This is a genomic window from Streptomyces reniochalinae, assembly GCF_003323735.1.
Lineage (GTDB): Bacteria > Actinomycetota > Actinomycetes > Streptomycetales > Streptomycetaceae > Streptomyces > Streptomyces reniochalinae.
The window spans coordinates 62,793-84,661 of sequence record NZ_QOIM01000030.1; the positions used below are offsets into that span (position 1 = coordinate 62,793).

The following is a 21,869-nucleotide window of genomic DNA, read 5'->3' on the forward strand; positions in this document are numbered from 1 at the left end:
AGCTTCCATGGCGAAGATCCTGAAGTTCGACGAGGACGCCCGTCGCGCCCTTGAGCGCGGTGTCAACAACCTGGCCGACACCGTGAAGGTGACGATCGGCCCCAAGGGCCGCAACGTCGTCATCGACAAGAAGTTCGGCGCCCCGACCATCACCAACGACGGTGTCACCATCGCCCGTGAGGTCGAGGTCGAGGACCCGTACGAGAACCTGGGCGCCCAGCTCCTCAAGGAGGTGGCGACCAAGACCAACGACATCGCGGGTGACGGCACCACCACCGCCACGGTGCTGGCCCAGGCCCTGGTCCGCGAGGGCCTGCGCAACGTCGCCGCCGGCGCCTCCCCGGCCGCCCTGAAGAAGGGCATCGACGCGGCCGTCTCCGCCGTCTCCGACGAGCTGGTCAAGACCGCCCGTCCGATCGACTCCAAGGAGGACATCGCCTCCGTCGCCGGGCTGTCGGCGCAGGACAAGCAGGTCGGCGAGCTGATCGCCGAGGCGATGGACAAGGTCGGCAAGGACGGTGTCATCACCGTCGAGGAGTCCCAGACCTTCGGTCTCGAGCTGGACTTCACCGAGGGCATGGCCTTCGACAAGGGCTACCTCTCGCCCTACTTCGTCACCGACCAGGAGCGTATGGAGGCCGTCCTCGACGACCCGTACATCCTGATCCACCAGGGCAAGATCAGCTCCATCCAGGACATGCTGCCGCTGCTGGAGAAGGTCATGCAGGCCGGCGGCTCCAAGCCCCTGCTGATCATCGCCGAGGACGTGGAGGGCGAGGCCCTGTCCACCCTCGTCGTCAACAAGATCCGCGGCACCTTCAACGCGGTGGCCGTCAAGGCCCCCGGCTTCGGTGACCGCCGCAAGGCGATGCTCGGCGACATGGCGACGCTGACCGGCGCCACCGTCATCGCCGAGGAGGTCGGCCTCAAGCTCGACCAGGCCGGTCTCGACGTGCTCGGCACCGCCCGCCGCGTGACCGTCACCAAGGACGACACCACCATCGTCGACGGTGCCGGCAAGAGCGAGGACGTGGCCGGCCGCGTCGCCCAGATCAAGGGCGAGATCGAGTCGACCGACTCCGACTGGGACCGCGAGAAGCTCCAGGAGCGCCTCGCCAAGCTGGCCGGCGGCGTCTGCGTCATCCGCGTCGGCGCGGCCACCGAGGTCGAGCTCAAGGAGAAGAAGCACCGGCTGGAGGACGCGATCTCCGCGACCCGCGCGGCCGTCGAGGAGGGCATCGTCTCCGGCGGTGGTTCCGCGCTCGTCCACGCCGTCAAGGTCCTGGAGGGCAACCTCGGCAAGAGCGACGACGAGGCCACCGGTGTCGCCACCGTGCGCCGCGCCGCCGTCGAACCGCTGCGCTGGATCGCCGAGAACGCGGGCCTCGAGGGCTACGTCATCACCTCCAAGGTCGCCGAACTGGAGGCCGGTCAGGGCTTCAACGCCGCCACCGGTGAGTACGGCGACCTGGTGAAGGCCGGCGTCATCGACCCGGTGAAGGTGACGCGCTCCGCGCTGGAGAACGCCGCCTCCATCGCCTCGCTGCTGCTGACGACCGAGACCCTGGTCGTCGAGAAGCCGGCGGAGGAGGAAGAGGCCGCTGCGGGCCACGGCCACGGCCACGCCCACTGAGGCGTTCCGCCACCACGGAAAGGGCGCACCCCACGCGGGGTGCGCCCTTTTCGCGCGCCGGGCGTCCGGTGCGGGTGCGCGCGCGGCTTTCGCGGGGTCCGCGCGTGGGCCTGTGCGCGCGGGTTCCTGCGGCTCTTACTGAGGGCCGAACTTGCGTCCCGTCGTCGAGGAGACCCGGCCCAGCACCCCCTGAGGGATGAGGCGGGAGGCGCCGAGCAACGCCTTGTAGCGGGGATCGGGGATGGACAGCGAGCGGCCCCGCGCCAGATCGCGCAGAGCGGTCTCCACCACCTTGTCGGCGTCCAGCCACATCCAGCGGGGGATGTTTCCGGTACCCATGCCGGCCCGCTCGTGGAACTCGGTGCGGACGAAACCGGGGCACAGCGCCAGCAGCCGTACGCCCTGACCCGCCAGGTCCTTGGCGGCGCCCTGGGTGAACTGGGTGACCCACGCCTTGGAGGCGCCGTACGTGCCGCGGGGGAAGAACGCGGCGACGGAGGCGACGTTGACGACGCCGCCCCGGCCCCGCTCGCGCATCGACGCGGTGGCGGCGCTGGTCAGCCGCAGCACCGCCTCGCAGTGCACCCTGAGCATCGCCAACTCGTCGGCGAGCCCCACCTCCAGGTAGCGGCCCTTGTTGCCGAAGCCCGCGTTGTTGACCAGCAGGTCGACCGGGTGCGCGGTGTCGCGCAGCCGCTCCTCGACGGCCGCGATACCGTCGTCGGTCGCCAGGTCGGAGGTGATGACGTCCGCCTCCACACCGTGCCGGTCGTGCAGCTCGGTCGCCTCGCGCCACAGGCGCTCGGTGTCGCGTGCGGCGAGCACGAGGTGGTAGCCGCTGGAGGCGAGGCGGCGTGCGAAGGCGGCGCCGATTCCCGCGGTGGCTCCCGTAATCAGTGCAGTCGTCATGCGGCAACGCTATCGGCACGCGGATACCGTGCCCTGACCGAGGGAGCCCCCGTGCTGACGTGGCGTCAGGACGCGGTGCGGCGCTCCGCCTTCTCGCGGGCCTTGGGGTCGAGGGACTCGCCCGCGGCCAGGACGCGGGGCAGCAGGTCCGGCTCCCCGGTCAGGGAGCGGAAGAGGAAGCTGACGCTGACCTCGTGCCCTGGGCGGTGGACGACCGTGACGGCGTCCCCCGCGCGCAGCCGGCCCGGTTCCAGGACCCGCAGATAGGCACCGGGCCGCTGGTGGCCCATGAACCGCTTGAGCCAGCCCTCCTCGGCCATCCACCCGGCGAAGGTGTTGCAGGGGAACCGCGTGGAGCACACCTCCAGCAGCGGGCCCGTGCCCGGGTCGCCGATCTGCCAGCGTTCGCCGATGCGTGCGTCGTCGACGGGGACGCCGCGGGTGGTGAGGTTCTCGCCGAAGACGCCGTGCGGGAGCGTGCGCCCCAGCTCCCGCTCCCACACGTCGAGCTCTTCGCGCGCGTAGGCGTAGACGGCCTGCTCGTCGCCGCCGTGGTGGCGCAGGTTGCCGACCGTGTCGCCGGCCAGCCCGCCGCCGCCCGTCCCCCGGGGCCCCGGGGCGAAGACGGCGACGGACTCGTGGGTGGGCTGCTTGTCGATGCCGGTCCACTTGTGCTCGGCGTCGGTGTGTTCGGACTGGTGGGGCTTGGCCAGGTTCACGGAGAGCAGCTGCATGATCACGACACTATCGGCGGCCTTCCCCAAGGCGCGAGCGAATTTCGCATCCTCTCCCCAAGGTTTCCTTATGGACGGCCGTATGCTCGACACATGATCGAGGCACGTCACCTGCGCGTACTGCGCGCGGTCGCCACCACGGGATCCTTCTCCGCCGCGGCGCGCGAGCTGGGCTGCACCCAGCCCGCCGTCAGCCAGCAGATGAAGGCGCTGGAGTCCGCCGCGGGGACCCCGCTGCTGGTCCGCGCCGGACGCGAGATGCGGCCCACCCAGGCGGGCGAGGTGCTGGTGCGGCACGCGGCGGGGATCCTGGCGGGGCTGGCCGCAGCGGAGGAGGAGGTCGCGGCGCTGGCCGGGCTGCGCGCGGGACGGGTTCGCCTGGTCTCCTTCCCCAGCGGCAGCTCGACCCTGGTGCCGACGGCCGTTGCGGCCATGCGCGCCGACCACCCGGGAACCCGGGTCTCACTCGTGGAGGCGGAGCCGCCGCGCTCGGTGGACATGCTGCGCGCCGGGGACTGCGAGATCGCGCTGGCCTTCCGCTACGACGCGACCCCGTGGGGGTACCACCCGGCCGGAGGCTGGGGGAGGGACGACCTGGTGGCCCGGCCCCTGCTCACGGACCGGTTGGTCGGCCTGGTGCCGCAGGAACACCCGTTCGCGGACGCGGACGAGGTCGGCATCGGCACGCTCGCCGAGGAGCCGTGGATCGCGGGGTGCCCCCGTTGCCGCGGGCACCTCGTCGAGGTGTGCGAGGCGGCGGGGTTCACCCCGCGCATCGACTTCGCCACCGACGACTACCCGGCGGTGGTCGGCCTGGTCGGCGCCGGACTCGGCGTCGCCGTGCTCCCGGAACTGGCCGTGGAGTCCGTACGCCCCAAGGGCACGCGCGCGGTACGGGTCAGCCCCGCGGTGCAGCGCGAGGTGGTGGCCCTCACCCTGCCCGACCTCGCCCGGGTTCCGGCCGTCGCCGCCATGCTGGACCGGCTTGAGGCAGCAGCCCACCGCTGACCAGCGGGGCCCGCGGCCGCGCGGATCACGCGCCGGGGCGCACCCCTGTCGCGCCCCGCCGGCCCCTGCCGACCGGCTCGCCCTGGCTGCGGGCCGCCGTCTTCTGCCGGCCGCAGGGCGTCATCTCTCGCCGACGGGTTCGGTGCGTCCGTACCGGTCGGCGGAGTCGAACTGTTCGTTCTCCCCGAAGCGCTCCAGCTCGTCGAACGGCTCGTCGCCGTCGAGGGACTCGGCGTCGTCGAACCGCTCGGTGCCGTCCATGGCCTCGGCGTCGTCGAACCGCTCGCCGGCGTCCGGCGCCGGGTCGGGCTCGTCGCGTCGTTCGGTTCCGCCGGTTCGCCCGTAGGTGCCGAACGGGTTGGCCGGCTCGGGGGCGGGGGCGGGAGTCGCGCCCGTGCCGCCGGTTCCGGGTGCGGTCCCGCCGCGCCGGTCGTGGGGCGTGGTCACCAGACGGCTGCGCGCCCGGCCCAGCAGCTCCTCGCGCTCGTCCTCGGTGAGCCCGCCCCACACGCCGTAGGGCTCGCGTACCTGGAGGGCGTGCGCCGCGCACTCCGCGCGCACGGGGCAGCGCATGCACACCTCCTTGGCGGACGCCTCCCGCGCACTGCGGGCCGCGCCGCGCTCCCCCTCGGGGTGGAAGAACAGCGAGCTGTCCACCCCCCGGCAGGCGGCGAGTAGCTGCCAGTCCCACAGATCCGCGTTGGGTCCAGGAAGGCGGGAGAAGTCTGCCATCGCGTCTCTCCTGAGTGCTGCTGGAGGTGATCTGTCACTCGTGCGTAAATATGACTCTTTCGCGAATCTAGCGACCGATCCCGCAAAACGGAAGAAATGCAGCTAAATAGGGCATCGCAGGAAAGAAGGGGCGAGCGTCGTTTCAATGAGGGGATGTTGCTGCTCTGTGTACGGTTGCTCACGTAGAGTGCTGAGAGCGGTACCGGGAAGCCGTAACTCTTTCGGGTGACCGTCGTTGAGAGAGCGAAAGCGATTGACTCGGAACCGGCCGGGGGCACGCGTGTCCGAGGCCGTCAATCGCGAGGTGACGATTCTTCCCAAGCAGCCTGGAGGCTCAAGGTGATGCGCATCAGCAGCGGAGGGCGGTCATGACATCCGTCCTCGTATGCGACGACTCCCCGCTCGCCCGAGAGGCCCTGCGCCGCGCGGTCGCGACCGTGCCCGGCGTCGAGCGTGTGACGACGGCGGCCAACGGCGAGGAAGTGCTCCGCCGCTGGGGCGCCGACCGGTCCGACCTGATCCTGATGGACGTCCGGATGCCCGGCCTGGGCGGAGTGGAGACCGTGCGCCGGCTGCTCTCCGCCGACCCCGGCGCCCGCATCATCATGCTGACGGTCGCCGAGGACCTCGACGGCGTGGCGCTGGCCGTCGCCGCGGGCGCGCGCGGCTACCTGCACAAGGACGCCTCCCGCGCCGAACTGCGCGCGACCGTCACCCAGGCCCTCGCCGACCCCACCTGGCGGCTCGCCCCCCGGCGGCTGCGCTCCGCCGAGATGGGCGCGGCTCCCACCCTCACCGCACGGGAGATCCAGGTGCTGGAGGGCATGAGCCACGGCCGTTCGAACGCGGAGATCGGGCGGGAGCTGTTCCTGTCGGAGGACACCGTCAAGACCCACGCCAGGCGGCTTTTCAAGAAGCTCGGCGCCTCCGACCGCGCGCACGCGGTGGCCCTCGGCTTCCGCTGGGGCCTCGTCCGCTAGCGCTCTGCTTCCCCTCGGTGTGCGGCCGGGCGGTGCCCGAGTGGCGGGGAGGAACATCTCCGCCCCGTGGACGCCCCTGGCCGACTGCCGGACAGCCGCCGGCGGCCGGCCGAGGGCCCGGTGCCGCGGCCGTGCGCGCCGACCGGCGCGACGGTTTCGCGCCGAGACGATCCCCACGGGTGCTGCCGCGGCATCCTGAAAATCTCGCGTGTGTCGCATGCTTGTTGTATGGAGTTCCTCGGGGACCGTTCGGTCAGGCGTGAGGGGAGGGCATGGACATGAGGGCCAGTGCGCCTGCTCATAACGCTTCGGCTCACATCCACGGACGCGGTGCGGCGAACGGCGCGGCGTCGGTGCACCATGGACCGATGCGCGACGACGAGAACGGGCCGCCGCCCGGGGCCGTAAACGGCCAGGGGCCCGTCGTCGCGAGCGCCGAAACCGCCACGGGGACCAGCGGTGCCACGAGTGCCGAGGGCGGTGCGGACGCCGCGGGCGCCGCGGAGGCGGCCAGGATCGCGAAGGTCAGCCAGCTCGTCCAGCGCGCCGTCGAGGGGGACCGCCAGGCCACCCACGATCTGCTCGCCCACGTGCATCCGCTCGCCCTGCGGTACTGCCGCACCCGGCTGACGCGACTGCCCGGTGACGCGCGTCACTTCGTCGACGACCTCGCGCAGGAGGTCTGCATCGCGGTGCTCTGCGCGCTACCGCGCTACCGGGACACCGGGAAACCCTTCGAGGCGTTCGTCGTCGCCATCGCCCAGCACAAGGTCGCCGACCTCCAGCGCGCGGCCATGCGCGGCCCCGGATCCACCGCGGTGCCGTCGGACGAGATGCCCGAGCGCCCCGACGACTCCCTCGGCCCCGAGGAGCGGGCGCTGCTCAGCAGCGACGCCGAGTGGGCCAAGAAGCTCCTCGCCAATCTGCCCGAACACCAGCGCGAGCTGGTGCTGCTGCGGGTCGCCGTCGGGCTGACGGCCGAGGAGACCGGGCAGATGCTGGGCATGTCACCCGGGGCCGTACGCGTCGCCCAGCACAGGGCGCTCAGCAGGCTGCGGGCGCTGGCGGAGCAGTAGGGACCTGCGGCCCGCGGGACCACGACCTGCGGTCCGGCGGGGGCGTCGGCCGTGCCGTCGCGCCGGGGTTTTCCACAGGCGGTCCGGTCACCCTCACCGGGCCGATAGCATGGAGATCCGGCCGGGGCAAGCAGTGGTTCCCCGCGCAAGCGGGGGTGGACCGCATGGGAAAGGTGTCATGACTGAAAACGTCGACGGAGTGCCCGCCAAATTCGCCACTCTGGGCCTGACATACGACGACGTCCTGCTGCTGCCGGGCGAGTCCGACATGGCCCCCCAGGACATCGACACCGCGTCGTACGTCTCGCGGAACGTGCGGGTCAACGTGCCGCTGCTGTCCGCCGCGATGGACAAGGTCACCGAGGCCCGCATGGCCATCGCGATGGCCCGCCAGGGCGGCGTGGGCGTCCTGCACCGCAACCTGTCGATCGAGGCCCAGGCCAACCAGGTCGACCAGGTCAAGAGGTCCGAGTCCGGCATGGTCGCCGACCCCATCACCATCCGGCCCGACGCGACGCTGGAAGAGGCGGACGCGCTGTGCGGCCGGTTCCGGATCAGCGGCGTCCCGGTCACCGACGGCGCGGGCAAGCTGCTGGGCATCGTCACCAACCGCGACATGGCCTTCGAGCTGGACCGCAGCCGCCAGGTGCGCGACGTCATGACGCCGATGCCGCTGGTCACCGGGCAGGTCGGCATCTCCCGCGAGGACGCGATGGAGCTGCTGCGCCGCCACAAGATCGAGAAGCTGCCGCTGGTGGACGGCGCGGGCACCCTCAAGGGGCTCATCACCGTCAAGGACTTCGTCAAGGCCGAGCAGTATCCCCACGCCGCCAAGGACGGCGAGGGCCGCCTCGTCGTCGGCGCCGCCGTCGGCGTGGCCGGTGACGCGTACGACCGCGCGCAGGCCCTCATCGAGGCGGGCGTCGACTTCGTCGTCGTCGACACCGCGCACGGCCACTCCCGGCTGGTCGGCGACATGATCGCCAAGATCAAGTCCAACCACCCTCGCGTCGACGTCGTCGGCGGCAACATCGCCACCCGCGACGGGGCCAAGTCGCTCATCGACGCGGGTGTGGACGGCGTCAAGGTCGGCGTGGGCCCCGGCTCCATCTGCACCACCCGCGTCGTCGCCGGCATCGGCGTCCCGCAGGTCACCGCCATCCACGAGGCGTCGCTCGCCGCCCACGAGGCCGGCGTCCCCGTCATCGGCGACGGCGGCCTGCAATACAGCGGCGACATCGCCAAGGCCATCGTCGCCGGCGCCGACACCGTCATGCTCGGCAGCCTTCTGGCGGGCTGCGAGGAGTCCCCCGGCGAGCTGCTGTTCATCAACGGCAAGCAGTTCAAGTCCTACCGCGGCATGGGCTCCCTCGGCGCGATGCAGACCCGCGGCGAGCGCAAGTCCTACTCCAAGGACCGCTACTTCCAAGAGAGCGTCAGCGGGGACGACAAGCTGATCCCCGAGGGTGTCGAGGGCCAGGTCGCCTACCGCGGGCCCCTCTCCGCCGTCGTCCACCAGCTCACCGGCGGCCTCAAGCAGTCGATGTTCTACGTCGGCGGCCGCACCGTGCCCGAGATGAAGGCCCGCGGCCGCTTCGTCCGCATCACCTCGGCCGGCCTCAAGGAGAGCCACCCCCACGACATCCAGATGACGACCGAAGCCCCCAACTACTCGCGGCGCTGACGCGCCGGAACGGACGGGCCGCCTCGGGCCGCGCGCGGTGCACGGGGTGGACCACGCGCAGGGTCTTCGCCCCCGAGGACCGGGAGGGGTGCCGGGCAGCGTCCGCAGGGGTGACGGGGATACTGGGGCGCGGCACACCAGAGTGAGAGGCAGTAGTAGACGTGACTGAGATCGAGATCGGGCGCGGCAAGCGCGGGCGCCGGGCGTACGCCTTCGACGACATCGCCGTGGTGCCCAGCAGGCGCACCCGCGACCCGAAGGAGGTCTCGATCGCCTGGCAGATCGACGCCTACCGCTTCGAGCTGCCGTTCCTCGCCGCCCCCATGGACTCCGTCGTCTCGCCGCACACCGCCATCCGCATCGGCGAACTCGGCGGTCTCGGCGTCCTCAACCTCGAGGGCCTGTGGACACGGTACGAGGACCCCGAGCCGCTGCTGGCGGAGATCGCCGAGCTCGACGAGGCCACCGCCAACCTCCGCATGCGGGAGCTGTACGCCGCGCCCATCAAGGAAGAACTGATCGGGCAGCGCATCAAGGAGGTCCGCGACTCCGGCGTCGTCACGGCCGCCGCCCTCTCCCCGGGCCGCACCGCCCAGTTCTCCAAGGCGGTCGTCGACGCGGGCGTGGACCTGTTCGTGATCCGCGGCACGACCGTCTCCGCCGAGCACGTCTCCAGCGCGGCCGAGCCGCTGAACCTCAAGCAGTTCATCTACGAGCTGGACGTGCCGGTCATCGTCGGCGGCTGCGCCACCTACACCGCCGCCCTCCACCTCATGCGCACCGGCGCGGCCGGCGTCCTCGTCGGCTTCGGCGGCGGCGCCGCGCACACCACGCGGAACGTGCTGGGCATCCAGGTGCCGATGGCGACCGCCGTCGCCGACGTCGCCGCGGCCCGCCGGGACTACATGGACGAGTCCGGCGGCCGCTACGTGCACGTCATCGCCGACGGCGGCGTCGGCTGGTCCGGCGACCTGCCCAAGGCGATCGCCTGCGGCGCCGACGCCGTGATGATGGGGTCGCCGCTCGCCCGTGCGACGGATGCGCCCGGCAAGGGGCACCACTGGGGTATGGAGGCGGTGCACGCGGATGTGCCGCGTGGCCGTCGTGTCGACCTCGGTGCGGTCGGCACCGTGGAAGAGGTCCTTCTCGGGCCCTCGCACACGCCTGACGGGTCCATGAACTTCTTCGGCGCGTTGCGCCGGGCGATGGCTACCACGGGGTACTCCGACTTGAAGGAGTTCCAACGAGTAGAGGTCACCGTCGCCCGCTGACCCCCTGTGGGGCGCAACCCTCCCACCACCCTCACCCCATGTGGGGCGGGCCCCCATACCTCCTCCTTCTTGTGGGGCCACCCACCCCCGAGGGTGTTGCTCTCTGTCTGGGGGAGGAGCCGCCCCAACGCCCGGCCGGCGAGGCCAAGGGGGTCTGGGGGCGGAGCCCCCACCACGGCCGAGAGCACCCTCACGAAAGAAGGGGAAGACCATCTCGGGGGCAGGGGCGCAGCCCCGAGAAGAGGGCTGTCACAGCCGGTGCGCCGCACCAGTGGGGCTCACGCCCCGAGTGTCCAGCAGCAGCTGCGCCTTCGCCGCAAGCCCCTGCAAATCGTAAATCCGATGGTTCTGCAACAGCAGAGTGAGATCCGCGGCTGCGGCGGCCTCGTAGAGGGAGTCGGCGCGGGGCACGGGCTGCCCCGCGACGCGCCACTGCGGGACGTACGGATCGTGGTAGCTCAGCTGGGCGCCGAGTTCTTTGAGGCGTCCGGCGACCTCCCTCGCGGGGCCGCCCTCCTGGCTGGCGAGGTCGGGTTTGTAGGTGACTCCGAGCAGGAGGACGCGCGCTCCGCGCGCGGATTTGCCGTGTTCGTTGAGCAGCGCGGCGGCCCGCTGGGAGACGTAGCGGGGCATCCGTTCGTTGACTTCCTGGGCGAGTTCGACCATCCGCAGGGGGTATCCCAGAGAACGGCTGTGGTAGGCGAGGTAGTTGGGGTCGACGGGGACTCCGGGGCCGCCGACCCCTGGTCCTGGCCGGAAGGAGTGGAAGCCGAACGGCTTGGTCTCCGCGCACCGGACGACGTCCCACAGGTCGATGCCCAGGTCGTGGCAGAAGACGGCCATCTCGTTCATGAGGGCGATGTTGATGTGCCGGTAGTTGGTCTCCAGCAGTTTGCTGGTTTCCGCCTCGCGGGGTCCGCGGGCGCGCACGACCTTGTCGGTGAGCCGCCCGTAGAACGCGGCGGCCGCCTCGGTGCAGGCGGGGGTGAGCCCGCCGATGACCTTGGGGATGGTGGCGTAGCCGTAGCCGCGATTGCCGGGGTCGACGCGGCTGGGTGAGCAGGCGAGGTGGAAGTCGCGCCCGGCGCGCAGCCCGGAGCCGTCCTCCAGCAGGGGCCGGACGACGTCTTCCGTGCAGCCTGGGTAGACGCTCGATTCGACGATGACGGTGGTGCGGGGCCGCAGCCGTGCGGCGAGGGTGCGGGCGGCTGTGCGTACGGCGCTCATGTCGGGTGCGCGGTTGGCGCCCAGCCCCGTGGGCGCGCAGATGACCGCGGTGCGCACCCGGCCGAGTACGGCCGGGTCGGTGGAGGCGCGGAATCCGCCCGCGAGCATGCGCCGTACCTCCGCGGCGCTGAGCGGGGCGTCCTGCGGGGGGCGGCCCGCGCCGAGGTCGGCGACGGTGGCGTCGTCGGGGTCGTAGCCGAGGGTGCCGATTCCGTTCGCCGTGGCGGCCTGGGCGAGCGGCAGCCCCGAATGGGTGAGTCCCAGCACGGCGAGGTCTGCGGGCATGGCAGCGGTCTTCCCTTCCCCTTGTCGGCCCGGTCCCGTCCCCGGGCAGCACCGGGAGTGGCGAGCGGCGCTCATTAAGGTTAAGAGCCCATATGACAGACAAGTCGGATTGCGCGCTCAGCAGGGCCGACGCTCAGCCAAACTCGCGGGAATGGGGGACCATCGTCAGGGGGACCACGGGGTCCATGGGGTCCGGTGGGCCCACGGGGGCGGTATGCGAGGCAGGACCGGCAGGGACGGGACGAAACCGGCGACGGCGGAGGGCGACAGGCGGCAGACGGACGGCGAGCACGCACGGCGAAGGGCGCACAGCGCGAACCCACGGCGAACACGCACAGCGAAAGCGCACGGCGAAAGCACACAGCGAACTCACGCACAGCGAAAGCGCACAGCGGACGCGCACCAGGGAGGCAGCAGTGAGGACAGCGGCACTGGGACCGGAACAGCGCGCCGGGGCACTGGCGAGGATGGCGGAGGCCGAGCTCGACGTGCTGGTGGTCGGCGGCGGCATCGTCGGCGCGGGCACGGCGTTGGACGCGGTCACCCGCGGCCTGTCCACGGGGATCGTCGAGGCGCGGGACTGGGCCTCGGGGACGTCGAGCCGCTCCAGCAAGCTGATCCACGGCGGGCTGCGGTATCTGGAGATGCTGGATTTCGCACTGGTGCGCGAAGCGCTGAAGGAGCGCGGGCTGCTGCTGGAGCGCCTCGCGCCGCACCTGGTCAAGCCGGTGCCCTTCCTCTACCCCCTCCAGCACCGGGCCTGGGAACGCCTGTACGCGGGATCGGGCGTGGCGATGTACGACGTCATGTCCCTCTCGTCGGGCCACGGGCGGGGGCTGCCCACGCACCGTCACCTCTCGCGCCGTCACGCCCTGCGCGTGGCTCCCGCGTTGCGCAAGGACGCGCTGGTGGGCGCTTTGCAGTACTACGACGCGCAGGTCGACGACGCCCGCTTCGTCGCCACGCTGGTGCGGACCGCCGCCGAGTACGGGGCGCACGCGGCCAACCGCGCGCGGGTGGTCGGCTTCCTGCGGGAGGGCGAGAGGGTCGTCGGCGCGCGCATCCAGGACCTGGAGCAGGGGGGCGAGTACGAGGTGCGGGCCCGTCAGGTCGTCAACGCGACCGGCGTGTGGACGGACGACACGCAGGGGCTGATCGCCGAGCGCGGCCAGTTCCACGTCCGCGCCTCCAAGGGCATCCACCTGGTGGTGCCCAAGGACCGCATCAACTCCTCGACGGGGCTGATCCTGCGCACCGAGAAGAGTGTGCTGTTCGTCATCCCGTGGGGCCGGCACTGGATCGTCGGCACCACCGACACCGGCTGGGATCTGGACAAGGCGCATCCGGCGGCGTCGAGCGCCGACATCGACTACCTGCTCGACCACGTCAACGCGGTGCTGGCGGTGCCGCTCACGCGGGACGACGTGGAGGGGGTGTACGCGGGCCTGCGGCCGCTGCTGGCCGGTGAGTCGGAGGCGACGAGCAAGCTGTCGCGCGAACACACCGTCGCGCACCCGGTGCCGGGTCTCGTCGTCATCGCGGGCGGCAAGTACACGACCTACCGGGTGATGGCCAAGGACGCGGTCGACGAGGCCGTGCACGGGCTCGACCACCGGGTCGCCGACTGCGTCACGGAGGAGGTGCGGCTGGCGGGCGCCGAGGGCTACCACGCGCTGTGGAACGGCCGGGCGCGGCTGGCCCAGCGCGCCGGGCTGCACGTGGCCAGGGTGGAGCATCTGCTGGGCCGCTACGGCTCGATGACCGAGGAGGTGCTCGACCTGGTGGCCGAGGATCCGAAGCTCGGCGAACCGCTGCCCGCGGCCGACGACTACCTCAAGGCGGAGGTCGTCTACGCGTGCACGCACGAGGGAGCCCGCCACTTGGACGACGTGCTGACGCGCCGTACGCGCATCTCCATCGAGACCTTCGACCGCGGGGCGCGCAGCGCCCGCGAGTGCGCCGAGTTGATGGCGCCGGTGCTCGGCTGGGACGCCGGCCAGGTCGACCGTGAGGTCGAACACTACGAGAAGCGGGTGGAGGCGGAGCGCGAGTCCCAGTTGCAGCCTGACGACCAGACGGCTGACGCGGCCCGGCTGGGGGCGCCGGACATCGTCCCGGTGTAGGTCCGTGTGCGTTTCCGGCGCGGGTCTGTGCGAGCCTGTCCCGGCGGGGGCCCGGCCGCGGGTCCCCCGTTGGACTGGTCGCCCCCGCAAGGGCCGTTGGGCGTGTGAACCCCGGTAAGAAGTGGTGGGGCTGTGGTGTAACCGTGCCGCCCCCGTACACGTCTTGTCAGGACGATGGTTCACAATGAAGGCTCTGCCGGGGGCGGGCTCTCACGCAGAGGGGACACAAGGGGATTCATGAGCGAGGACACGGGACGGCTGGTAGGCGGGCGCTATCGGCTCGGGGATGTCCTCGGGCGTGGCGGTATGGGCACCGTCTGGCGTGGCGAGGACGAAGTCCTGGGCCGTCGTGTCGCGGTGAAGGAGCTTCGGTTCCCCTCCAGTGTCGACGAGGAGGAGAAGCAGCGGCTCATCACCCGCACCCTGCGTGAGGCGAAGGCCATCGCGAGGATCCGCAGCGGCAGCGCCATCACCGTCTTCGACGTCGTCAACGAGGACAGCAGGCCCTGGATCGTCATGGAGCTGGTCGAGGGCCGCTCGCTGGCCGACCAGATCAAGAAGGAGGGGCCGCTCGAACCGCAGCGCGCCGCGCAGGTCGGGCTCGCCATCCTCGACGTCCTGCGCGCCGCCCACCGCGAGGGCATCCTCCACCGCGACGTGAAGCCCTCCAACGTGCTGCTGGAGGACGGCACGGGGCGTGTCGTCCTCACCGACTTCGGCATCGCCAAGGTCGAGGGCGACCCGTCCGTCACCTCCACCGGCATGCTCGTGGGCGCCCCCTCCTACATCTCGCCCGAGCGTGCCCGCGGCAAGCCGCCCGGCCCGCCGGCGGACCTGTGGTCGCTGGGCGGCCTGCTGTACGCCGCCGTCGAGGGCCGCCCGCCCTACGACAAGGGCTCCGCCATCTCGACGCTGACGGCCGTGATGACCGAGCCCATCCCCGTCCCCGAACACGCGGGTGAGCTGCACGAGGTCATCGCGGGGCTGTTGGTGAAGGACCCGGAGAAGCGGCTCGACGTCAGTGGGGCCCGCCTGCTGCTGGAGCCGGTCGCCTCCGGGCTCAAGAGCCCCCTCGGCCCGTCGGGGCGCGACGGCGGCGACCCGACCCGCACCTCCGTGCTGCCCCGGGTGGAGGCGCCCTCCGCCTCGTCCCCGTCGTCCGGCAAGGGCGGCGCACGCTCCGGGGGGCCCGCCTACAGCGCCGGTACGACGGGCGGCAGGCGCAAGCGCCGCTCCGAGGGCACCAGTTCGGGCGAACGGCTGCGCGGCGCTTTCAAGTCCGTGCGGAACGCGGCGGGCGCCGTCGGGGCCGGCGCCGCCGGCGCGGGTGCGGCGGGCACCGGCCGCGGCACCGACTCCGGCTCCCGGCCGGGCTCCGGCTCAGGCAGCGGTTCCCGGCCGGGGAACGGTTCGCCGTCCTCGGGTTCGGGGGGAGCCGGTTCGGGCGGTTCGGGCCATGGGGCCGGTTCCGGCAGTGCGTACGCCGACGGCCGGCGCGGTTCGGCCGCGTCCTCGGGGGCTCCCGCCGCCTCGTCGCCCTCCGTGCCGCCCGTTCCGTCGAGCCCGCCGTCGGCCCCGCGGACACCTCCGCGCCCGTCGTCGCCGCCCACCACGTCCTCGACGACCCCGCGGACGGGCCCTCGGACGGAGAAGCCCGCGAGCGGCAAGAGCACCGAAGGCAAGGGGGCTGACGGCGCGGTCGACTCCCGCGACGGCGGTGCGGCAGGCCGCACCTCCAGTGCGCGCACGACGGGGACCGGCACGGGCGCGTCAGGTGCCTCCTCCCGAGGTGCGGGGCGGAAGGAGACCGGGCAGCCGTCCGGTGCGTCGTCCGGCTCCGGGGCCGCTTCCGGGTCCGGAGCCGCCGCGAAGGGCAAAGGCAAGGACAGCGGCAGCGGCAAGGCCGCGGGTGCCGCGTCCGCCCCCCGCTCCTCGTCCGCTCCCGCGACGGATTCTGCCTCCGGCGCGGGTGACGGCGCGGGCGGTGCGGGGGAGCGCGCGGGGGCAGGGCTCCCGGGTGCCGCCGGCGCGGGGCCGCTGCCTGCGGCAGGCAGCGGCGGCCGGGCGCTGCCGCCGGAGAGCGGGGGCAGCGGCGCGATCACGTCGCTGCGCGACCTGAGGGATCTGCCCGAGCTCCGCAAGGGCCTGCCTCCGCGGACGCTGGCGCTCGTGGCGGGGGCCGTGGTCGTCGTCATCGTGGTCATCGTCGTGCTGGTGGTGAGCCTGAGCGGCGACGGCGACGGCAAGGGTGACGGCGCGTCCGGTAAGGGCTCGGCCACCGCGGGCGCGGAAAAGGCCGGCAGCGGCGGTCCCAGAAAGGGCCAGGGCGAGGGCGCGGCGAAGGACGGTCGGACGTCCGACGGCGAGCAGGACGGCAAGAGCGACAAGGGCGGCGAAAGCGACAAGGGCGGCGGCGAGGACGAGGCGTCCGACTCCGGTCTGCCGGACGGCTACGGAGAGGTGAAGGACGACAGGTTCCACTTCTCCGTCGCGATGCCCGACGGCTGGAAGCGCTACGGCATAGCGGGCAGCAACTCGGGCGGCAAGTACGCGGCCGGCTCGGGCGGCTACCCGAGGATCCAGATCGACCGCACGAGCAGCCCCGGCGCGGACGCCGCCAAGTCCTGGCGCCAGCAGGAGTCGGCGGCCACGAGCAAGAGCCCCGGCTACAAGCCGCTGGGCATCAAGTCGGTCGAGTGGCGGGACTATCCGACCGTCGCCGACTGGCAGTTCCTGCGCGAGGAGGACGGCAAGAAGGTCCACGTCCTCAACCGGGGCTTCAAGGTCGACGACGAGAACGGCTACGCGATCCTCATCACGTGCGAGGCCGACGCCTGGCAGGACGAGGAGTGCGAGACGCTCAGGGACACGGCGTTCGAGACGTTCAAGCCACTCTGACCGCCCGCGCCGCGCGGGAACGGCGGCGGGAGCGGGCCCGGTCGCGGTGACGCGCGCGGTTCCCGGACGTATCGTGGCAGACGCGGGCCGTCACCCTCCGCAAGCGTGCGGAGAGGAAACGGAGTTGGCGGCCTCGCGCACGGTTGGGGAGGCGTCGTGGAGGAGCACGCGGAGTACGCGGGACGGCTGTTGGCCGGCCGCTACCGTCTGCCTCTGCCGCCCGCCGACGCGTACGAGTTCGCCGAGTCCCCCGCCTGGGACACCGTCGGCGGCCAGGAGGTCCTGGTGCGCCAGGTGCCGCTGCCCGAGGTGGTCGAGGCGGAGGTCGTCGAGGCGGACCTGCTCGACGACGGCCGGGGCGGGTACGGGCCCCGGGGCGGCCTCGGGGCATACGGTGCGGCGGAGCCGGGCGGGCCGGGGTATCCCGGCGGCCGGGGTGGCGGCCGGGCGACCCGGCGTCCCGACGATCCGGCGGTGCGCAGGGCGATGGAGGCCGCCGTCGCCGCCGCGCAGTTGCCCGACCACCCCGGACTCGATCAGGTCTTCGACGTCTTCGTGGAGGACGGCGGGCTGTGGATAGTGAGCGAACAGGTGCCCGCCCGCTCCCTCGCCACGCTGCTGTCCGAGCGTCCACTGAGCGCCCACCGTGCCGCCGAGATCGCCGCCGACCTGCTGGCCGCGCTGGGTGTCGTGCACGTCCACGGCTGGGTGCACCGGAACGTCACCGCGCGCACCGTGCTCATCTGCGAGGACGGCCGGGCGATGCTTACCGGGCTGGCCGCGGGAGCCGCCGAGGAGGCGCTGTGCGGGTACGACCCGCTGCCCGGGGCGGACGAGCCGGAGGCCGCCCCCTCACCGCCCGAGGGCAGCCCTCCGGGCGACGCCGCCCCCGGGGCCAGGCCCCAGACCCGGGCACAGGCACTGCCCCAGGCACCGAGCGAGCCCCCACCCCGGGCCCGGACACCTGACGCAGAGCCCGCGACCTGGACGGGGCGCAGGCTTCCCGAAGGGTTCACGGCGCGCGGGGAGGACCCGTACGCGGCCCGCGGGGAGGGGCGGGGCATCTTCGGGTTCGAGGGCATCGACCCCGAGGAGGACGTGCGCGGGCCGCGCGGCCGGGGTGCGCGTCGGCCCGGTTCCGGCGAAGGCGGTGACGGAGCGACGGACCCGCTGTCGGCGCGCGCGGCCCGGCGCGGTGCGATCGCGGCGTACCGGGAGGGCGCACAGCGCGCCGTCGCCGACACGCGGAGCGCGGAACGCCGCACCGGTGGCCCCGGCCCCGAGCACGGACGCGCCCCCCACGGGGCCGGCGAGAGCGATCACCGTCCTCAGGCCGCCGACTGGTGGTCCACCGCGCCGGATGGCGGGGACGGTGGCGGCGACGGGCACCACCCGCCTGGCGCGCTGGACGACGAGGTCCGCTGGCTGCCGTCCGAGGAGGACGAGGTGCGGCCCGACGCGCTGGAGGGGGGCGACGGAGGGCGCCAGGTCGAGCGGGACGAGATCTACGGGCCGCGCGCGGCGGGTCCCTACGGTGCGGGGGTGTCGCCGTACGGCGGGAGCGGTCCGACCGCGCTGCCGGGCGCGCGGCGCCAGGACAGCCGCGGCGTTCCCGCGCAGTGGACCGCAGGGCCCGAACGCCCGGACGAGACGCGCCGCCATCTGAGGGGGCTTCCCGCCTCCTCCCCGAACGGGGAAGCCGACGAGGGCACTCTCCCTGACGAGGGCGCCTTCCACGGCGACAACGCCCGCCACCGCGAGGGCTCCCGCCAGGGCGGACCCGCCTTCCCCGGGGAGGACGGCGCCTGTGCCCCGGAGCCGGCCGGCGTTCCCGCCGATCCTCCCTGGGGGGAGGCGGCGGACGCGGAGGCCGCCCCGGGACGGTTCCGCGGTCCCGCGACGGCGCTGGCGGCCGAGCGGGCGCGGCACGCCCGGATGACGGTCGTCGGCCCGGTGACGGAGCGGTGGGCACCCGAGCAGGCCGGTCCCGTGTACGAGAACTGGCGGCTGGCGCCGCCCGTCGGCCCCGCCGCCGACCTGTGGGCGCTGGGCGCGCTCCTCTTCCGCGCGGTGCAGGGCCATGCGCCCTATCCCGAGGACAGCGCCGCCGAGCTGGTGCAGATGGTGTGCGCGGAGCCGCCCGCCTTCGCGGAGGACTGCGGTCCGCTGCGTCCCGTCGTCGAGTCGCTGATGCGCCAGGACCCCACGGAGCGCCCGGACTTCGAGGAGCTGCGTGGCTGGCTGCGTTCGCTCGTCCGTTCGGCGCCGGAGCCGGATGTGGGGCTGCGGACGGTGACGGCGCCGTCGCTCGAACCCGGAGGCCCGTCCGACCCGCGCAGGCTGCCGATCGTGCGGCGGCGCGGCGAACTGGTGCGCAGACGTCGCCGCTCCAGGCGCCCCGACGACCGGCGCCGCCCGCGCCGCGCACGCGCGCAGCCGAGCGCCGCCGCCCCCGCCCCGGCGCCCGACCGCGCGGAGGCCCTGGCGCCCGCGCGGCTGCCGGAGTACGAGCCCGCCGGGGCGCCGGGGCAGGCCGTGCCGCGGAAGAAGAGGGAGCGGGCGCGGCGGCAGGGCGGAGCCGGGCCGCGCCGGCTCGGTCTGGTGATCCTGGGGCTGGTGCTGCTCGGTATGGCGGCGGCGGTCGCGTTCGTCATGTGGTTCCTGCCGGACAAGGAGGAGAGCGGGGGCAACCAGAAGTCCTCCGTCGTCGTGCCGGAGGAGCGGGACCGTGCGAACGGCCACGAGAGCGCCGAGGACGAAAGCGGTGACAAGGAAAGCGGCAAGGGCGGGGACGAGGACGGTGAGAAGGGGCAGGGCGGCAAGGGGGCCGCGTCGTCCGCCGGGCCCGGGGCGAAGTCCCCGCGGGCACCCGAGGGGTACAAGACCAGCCGGGATCCCGCGGGGTTCCGGATCGCCGTGCCCGAGGAGTGGGACCGGCGCTCGGCCAACGGGCGCGGGCAGGTGCGCTACAACGGCGGCCAGGTGGAGATGGTCGTCGTGGGCGGGCGGGACAGCACGGAGAAGTACGGCAAGGACCCGATGACGTACCAGAGCGAGGACGAGCCGGAGCTGTCCGCCTACCGTGCGGCGGACTGGGCGAGTACGGGCGGGTTGCGCCGCATCGACGTGGGCGACACCGCCATGGCCGAGGGCACGTTCTCCTGGCGTGAGGGCGGCGGGCGGCAGGTGTACGCCCGCAACCGGGCGATGATCCTGGACGGCCGCTACCACGTGCTGCTCGTGATCGGTTCCAAGAGCCACCGGGCCGAGATCGACCGCCATTTCGAGGCGGTCGCCGACACCTACCGTGTCACGGGGGTCCGTTGACGGTCACAGGTCTGTGAAGTCGGTGGCGCTCGCATTTCCGATTGGTCCAGGGTGGAGGCCATGACGCATTCGGGGGAGCAGGGGCACCGGTTGGACGAGTCGACCAGTTACGGGCTGCGGCCGCCCGCGCAGGCGAGCCACCAGGACCAGCAGCCCTCCCAGCCCCCGAACGCCCCGCAGACGCCACCGCCCTCGCAGGCGGCACCGGCCTCCCAGCCTCACCAGCCCCCGAACGCCGGGCAGGCGCCCCAAGAGGCGCATCACGCGCCGCAGGTGTCGCGAGGTGAGCCGGGCCCTCCACCCGCGCGGGATCCGCGCACCTACGAGCCGACCAGGGCCTCGGTGCCGACGCCGCCCGCGACAGGCGCTGATCCGGGCGCGGGGCGGCTGGTCGGCGGCCGTTACCGCCTCGCGTCCCGGCTGGGGCACGGTGGCATGGGCACGGTGTGGCGGGCCCACGACGAGGTCGTCGACCGGGACGTGGCGGTCAAGGAACCGCGGCTGCCCGACCACCTCTCACCGCACGAGCGCGAGACCATGCACGCGCGGATGCGCCGCGAGGCGCGTACCGCGGCGCGTATCGAGCACCCTTCCGTCGTCACCATCCACGACGTGGTGGTCGAGGACGACCAGCCGTGGATCGTCATGGAGCTGGTCCAGGGCCGTTCGCTGGCCGACGTGCTGGGCGAGGGCACTCTGGACGCGCGCGAGGCGGCCCGGATCGGCCTCGCGGTGGCGGGGGCGCTGGACGCCGCCCACGAGAAGGGTGTGCTGCACCGCGACGTGAAGCCGGACAACGTGCTGCTGGGCCGGTACGACCGGGTGGTGCTGACCGACTTCGGTATCGCGCAGGTGCAGGGCGAGCAGGGGCTGACGGAGACGGGCACGTTCGTCGGCTCGCCCGAGTTCACCGCGCCGGAGCGGGTGCTGGGCCAGCGCCCCGGGCCCGAGTCGGACCTGTGGTCGCTGGGCGTGGTGCTGTACGCGGCGACCGAGGGCGTCTCCCCGTTCCGCCGTTCCAACAGCCCGGCCACGCTGCAAGCGGTGCTCTCGTCCGAGCCGCAGCGGCCCGCGCGGGCGCTGAGCGCGTCCGGTGCGTTCGGGATGCTGCTCACCCGGCTGCTGGCCAAGGAACCGGCGCTGCGTCCGGACGCGACGGAGGTCCGCCAGACGCTGGAAGACGTGGCACGTCCGCCGCTGCGCTCGCCGCGTGCCGCGTCGGGACGGAGCAGCGGGGGCGGCGCGGTCGCGCGCGGGCTGGGCGGGTTCTTCGGCAAGCTGCGTACCGAGCGCCGCTGGCAGTTCGGCACGGGCGGCGTGGTGGTCGCGCTCGCGGCCGCGCTCACGCTGTTCTTCGTCCTGACGGCCGACCAGGCGCCGGAAGGCTGGCACACGCGCGACGAGGACAAGCGGGTGCGGGCCTCGCTGGCCGTGCCCGAGGAGTACAAGCGCAGCGCCGACGAGCAGTCGGTGGCCTTCACCGATCCGGGGAGCGTCATCTCGATGGAGCTGAGCCGCTCCAGCAAGGGCGTCAAGGACAGCTCGCTGGCGGAGGCCAACTCCTGGAAGCACTTCTACGAGGACGGCGCCGAGGAGGACGGCTACAGCGACACGATGGGCAACGTCGTCTCCCGGGTGACGGAGGCCGATCAGCAGGGCAAGGAGGCGGCCGAGGTCCTCACCACCTTCCAGGGCCTCAACGACGTGGACGAGCCCGAGGGCCCCAAGAAGTTCCGGCACGAGTTGGTCTACGTCAACGGTGACGGCGTGCGCTGGCGGCTCAGGGTGGAGATGCCCGCCAAGGGGAAGTCGCACCAGGACGGCGAGCAGGTCTTCGACGAGGCGAAGAAGTCCCTGAAGATCCACGATCTGTGACCGTGCGGCAGTGACGGTCCGGCGCACCCGCGCGGTGTTGCCAGCAATCACTGGCGGATTCCGTGAAAAGGGGTTACCGCTGGGTATACGAGCCGGTGCCCCGAGTC

13 protein-coding genes and 1 pseudogene are annotated in these 21,869 nt (G+C 73.0%); 10 read left to right on the forward strand and 4 right to left on the reverse strand.

Features of this window, described 5'->3' with window-relative positions; genetic code table 11:
• The first annotated feature begins 7 nt into the window (after window positions 1-7).
• On the forward strand, window positions 8-1,633 hold the full coding sequence (gene groL / locus DQ392_RS11200; protein WP_114015405.1) for a chaperonin GroEL: 1,626 nt from the start codon (window positions 8-10) through the stop codon (window positions 1,631-1,633).
• 135 nt (window positions 1,634-1,768) lie between these two features.
• On the opposite strand, the gene DQ392_RS11205 is transcribed toward groL, so the two are convergent.
• The gene (locus DQ392_RS11205) at window positions 1,769-2,542 is read right to left on the reverse strand and encodes an SDR family NAD(P)-dependent oxidoreductase (protein ID WP_114015406.1); all 774 of its coding nucleotides are present in this window, start codon (window positions 2,540-2,542) and stop codon (window positions 1,769-1,771) included.
• 65 nt (window positions 2,543-2,607) lie between these two features.
• On the reverse strand, window positions 2,608-3,276 hold the full coding sequence (locus DQ392_RS11210; protein ID WP_114015574.1) for an MOSC domain-containing protein: 669 nt from the start codon (window positions 3,274-3,276) through the stop codon (window positions 2,608-2,610).
• A gap of 93 nt (window positions 3,277-3,369) precedes the next feature.
• Here DQ392_RS11210 and DQ392_RS11215 point away from each other — a divergent pair, with 93 nt between their 5' ends.
• Window positions 3,370-4,284 carry a LysR family transcriptional regulator gene (locus DQ392_RS11215; protein ID WP_114015407.1) on the forward strand — a complete coding sequence of 305 codons (915 nt, stop codon included), beginning with the start codon at window positions 3,370-3,372 and terminating at the stop codon, window positions 4,282-4,284.
• Between the two features lie 354 nt (window positions 4,285-4,638).
• On the opposite strand, the pseudogene DQ392_RS11220 reads toward DQ392_RS11215, so the two are convergent.
• A pseudogene (locus DQ392_RS11220) lies at window positions 4,639-5,016 on the reverse strand (WhiB family transcriptional regulator); the annotation flags it as partial.
• A 368-nt stretch (window positions 5,017-5,384) separates the two neighbouring features.
• On the opposite strand from DQ392_RS11220, the gene DQ392_RS11225 reads away from it, so the two are divergent.
• From DQ392_RS11225 to DQ392_RS11240, 4 genes are all read left to right on the forward strand, one after another.
• Window positions 5,385-5,996, forward strand: coding sequence for a response regulator transcription factor (locus DQ392_RS11225; RefSeq protein ID WP_003948568.1), 612 nt, complete (start codon window positions 5,385-5,387; stop codon window positions 5,994-5,996).
• 368 nt (window positions 5,997-6,364) lie between these two features.
• Complete coding sequence (locus tag DQ392_RS11230) at window positions 6,365-7,072, forward strand: sigma-70 family RNA polymerase sigma factor (protein ID WP_281272974.1); 708 nt, start codon at window positions 6,365-6,367, stop codon at window positions 7,070-7,072.
• A 178-nt stretch (window positions 7,073-7,250) separates the two neighbouring features.
• On the forward strand, window positions 7,251-8,756 hold the full coding sequence (gene guaB, locus DQ392_RS11235; RefSeq protein WP_114015408.1) for an IMP dehydrogenase: 1,506 nt from the start codon (window positions 7,251-7,253) through the stop codon (window positions 8,754-8,756).
• Between the two features lie 161 nt (window positions 8,757-8,917).
• Entirely contained in the window at window positions 8,918-10,027 is a 1,110-nt protein-coding gene (locus DQ392_RS11240; protein WP_114015409.1) for a GuaB3 family IMP dehydrogenase-related protein, read from the forward strand.
• Window positions 10,028-10,276: 249 nt separating this feature from the next.
• On the opposite strand, the gene DQ392_RS11245 is transcribed toward DQ392_RS11240, so the two are convergent.
• Window positions 10,277-11,539, reverse strand: coding sequence for a nucleotide sugar dehydrogenase (locus tag DQ392_RS11245; RefSeq protein ID WP_114015410.1), 1,263 nt, complete (start codon window positions 11,537-11,539; stop codon window positions 10,277-10,279).
• A 416-nt stretch (window positions 11,540-11,955) separates the two neighbouring features.
• On the opposite strand from DQ392_RS11245, the gene DQ392_RS11250 reads away from it, so the two are divergent.
• From DQ392_RS11250 to DQ392_RS11265, 4 genes are all read left to right on the forward strand, one after another.
• The gene (locus DQ392_RS11250) at window positions 11,956-13,662 is read left to right on the forward strand and encodes a glycerol-3-phosphate dehydrogenase/oxidase (RefSeq protein WP_114015411.1); all 1,707 of its coding nucleotides are present in this window, start codon (window positions 11,956-11,958) and stop codon (window positions 13,660-13,662) included.
• A gap of 237 nt (window positions 13,663-13,899) precedes the next feature.
• Entirely contained in the window at window positions 13,900-16,560 is a 2,661-nt protein-coding gene (locus tag DQ392_RS11255) for a serine/threonine-protein kinase (RefSeq protein WP_114015412.1), read from the forward strand.
• A 156-nt stretch (window positions 16,561-16,716) separates the two neighbouring features.
• The gene (locus tag DQ392_RS11260; RefSeq protein WP_114015413.1) at window positions 16,717-19,887 is read left to right on the forward strand and encodes a protein kinase; all 3,171 of its coding nucleotides are present in this window, start codon (window positions 16,717-16,719) and stop codon (window positions 19,885-19,887) included.
• Between the two features lie 60 nt (window positions 19,888-19,947).
• The gene (locus DQ392_RS11265) at window positions 19,948-21,762 is read left to right on the forward strand and encodes a serine/threonine-protein kinase (RefSeq protein WP_114015414.1); all 1,815 of its coding nucleotides are present in this window, start codon (window positions 19,948-19,950) and stop codon (window positions 21,760-21,762) included.
• The last annotated feature ends 107 nt before the right edge of the window (window positions 21,763-21,869 follow it).

Excerpts from the sequence above, each read along its gene's own strand:
- DQ392_RS11225 (WP_003948568.1), top strand. The coding sequence starts at position 5,385 with ATGACATCCGTCCTCGTATGCGACGACTCCCCGCTCGCCCGAGAGGCC.
- DQ392_RS11255 (WP_114015412.1), top strand. The coding sequence starts at position 13,900 with ATGAGCGAGGACACGGGACGGCTGGTAGGCGGGCGCTATCGGCTCGGG.
- guaB (WP_114015408.1), top strand. The coding sequence starts at position 7,251 with ATGACTGAAAACGTCGACGGAGTGCCCGCCAAATTCGCCACTCTGGGC.
- DQ392_RS11215 (WP_114015407.1), top strand. The coding sequence starts at position 3,370 with ATGATCGAGGCACGTCACCTGCGCGTACTGCGCGCGGTCGCCACCACG.
- groL (WP_114015405.1), top strand. The coding sequence starts at position 8 with ATGGCGAAGATCCTGAAGTTCGACGAGGACGCCCGTCGCGCCCTTGAG.
- DQ392_RS11205 (WP_114015406.1), bottom strand. The coding sequence starts at position 2,542 with ATGACGACTGCACTGATTACGGGAGCCACCGCGGGAATCGGCGCCGCC.
- DQ392_RS11210 (WP_114015574.1), bottom strand. The coding sequence starts at position 3,276 with ATGCAGCTGCTCTCCGTGAACCTGGCCAAGCCCCACCAGTCCGAACAC.
- DQ392_RS11245 (WP_114015410.1), bottom strand. The coding sequence starts at position 11,539 with ATGCCCGCAGACCTCGCCGTGCTGGGACTCACCCATTCGGGGCTGCCG.
- DQ392_RS11265 (WP_114015414.1), top strand. The coding sequence starts at position 19,948 with ATGACGCATTCGGGGGAGCAGGGGCACCGGTTGGACGAGTCGACCAGT.
- DQ392_RS11230 (WP_281272974.1), top strand. The coding sequence starts at position 6,365 with ATGCGCGACGACGAGAACGGGCCGCCGCCCGGGGCCGTAAACGGCCAG.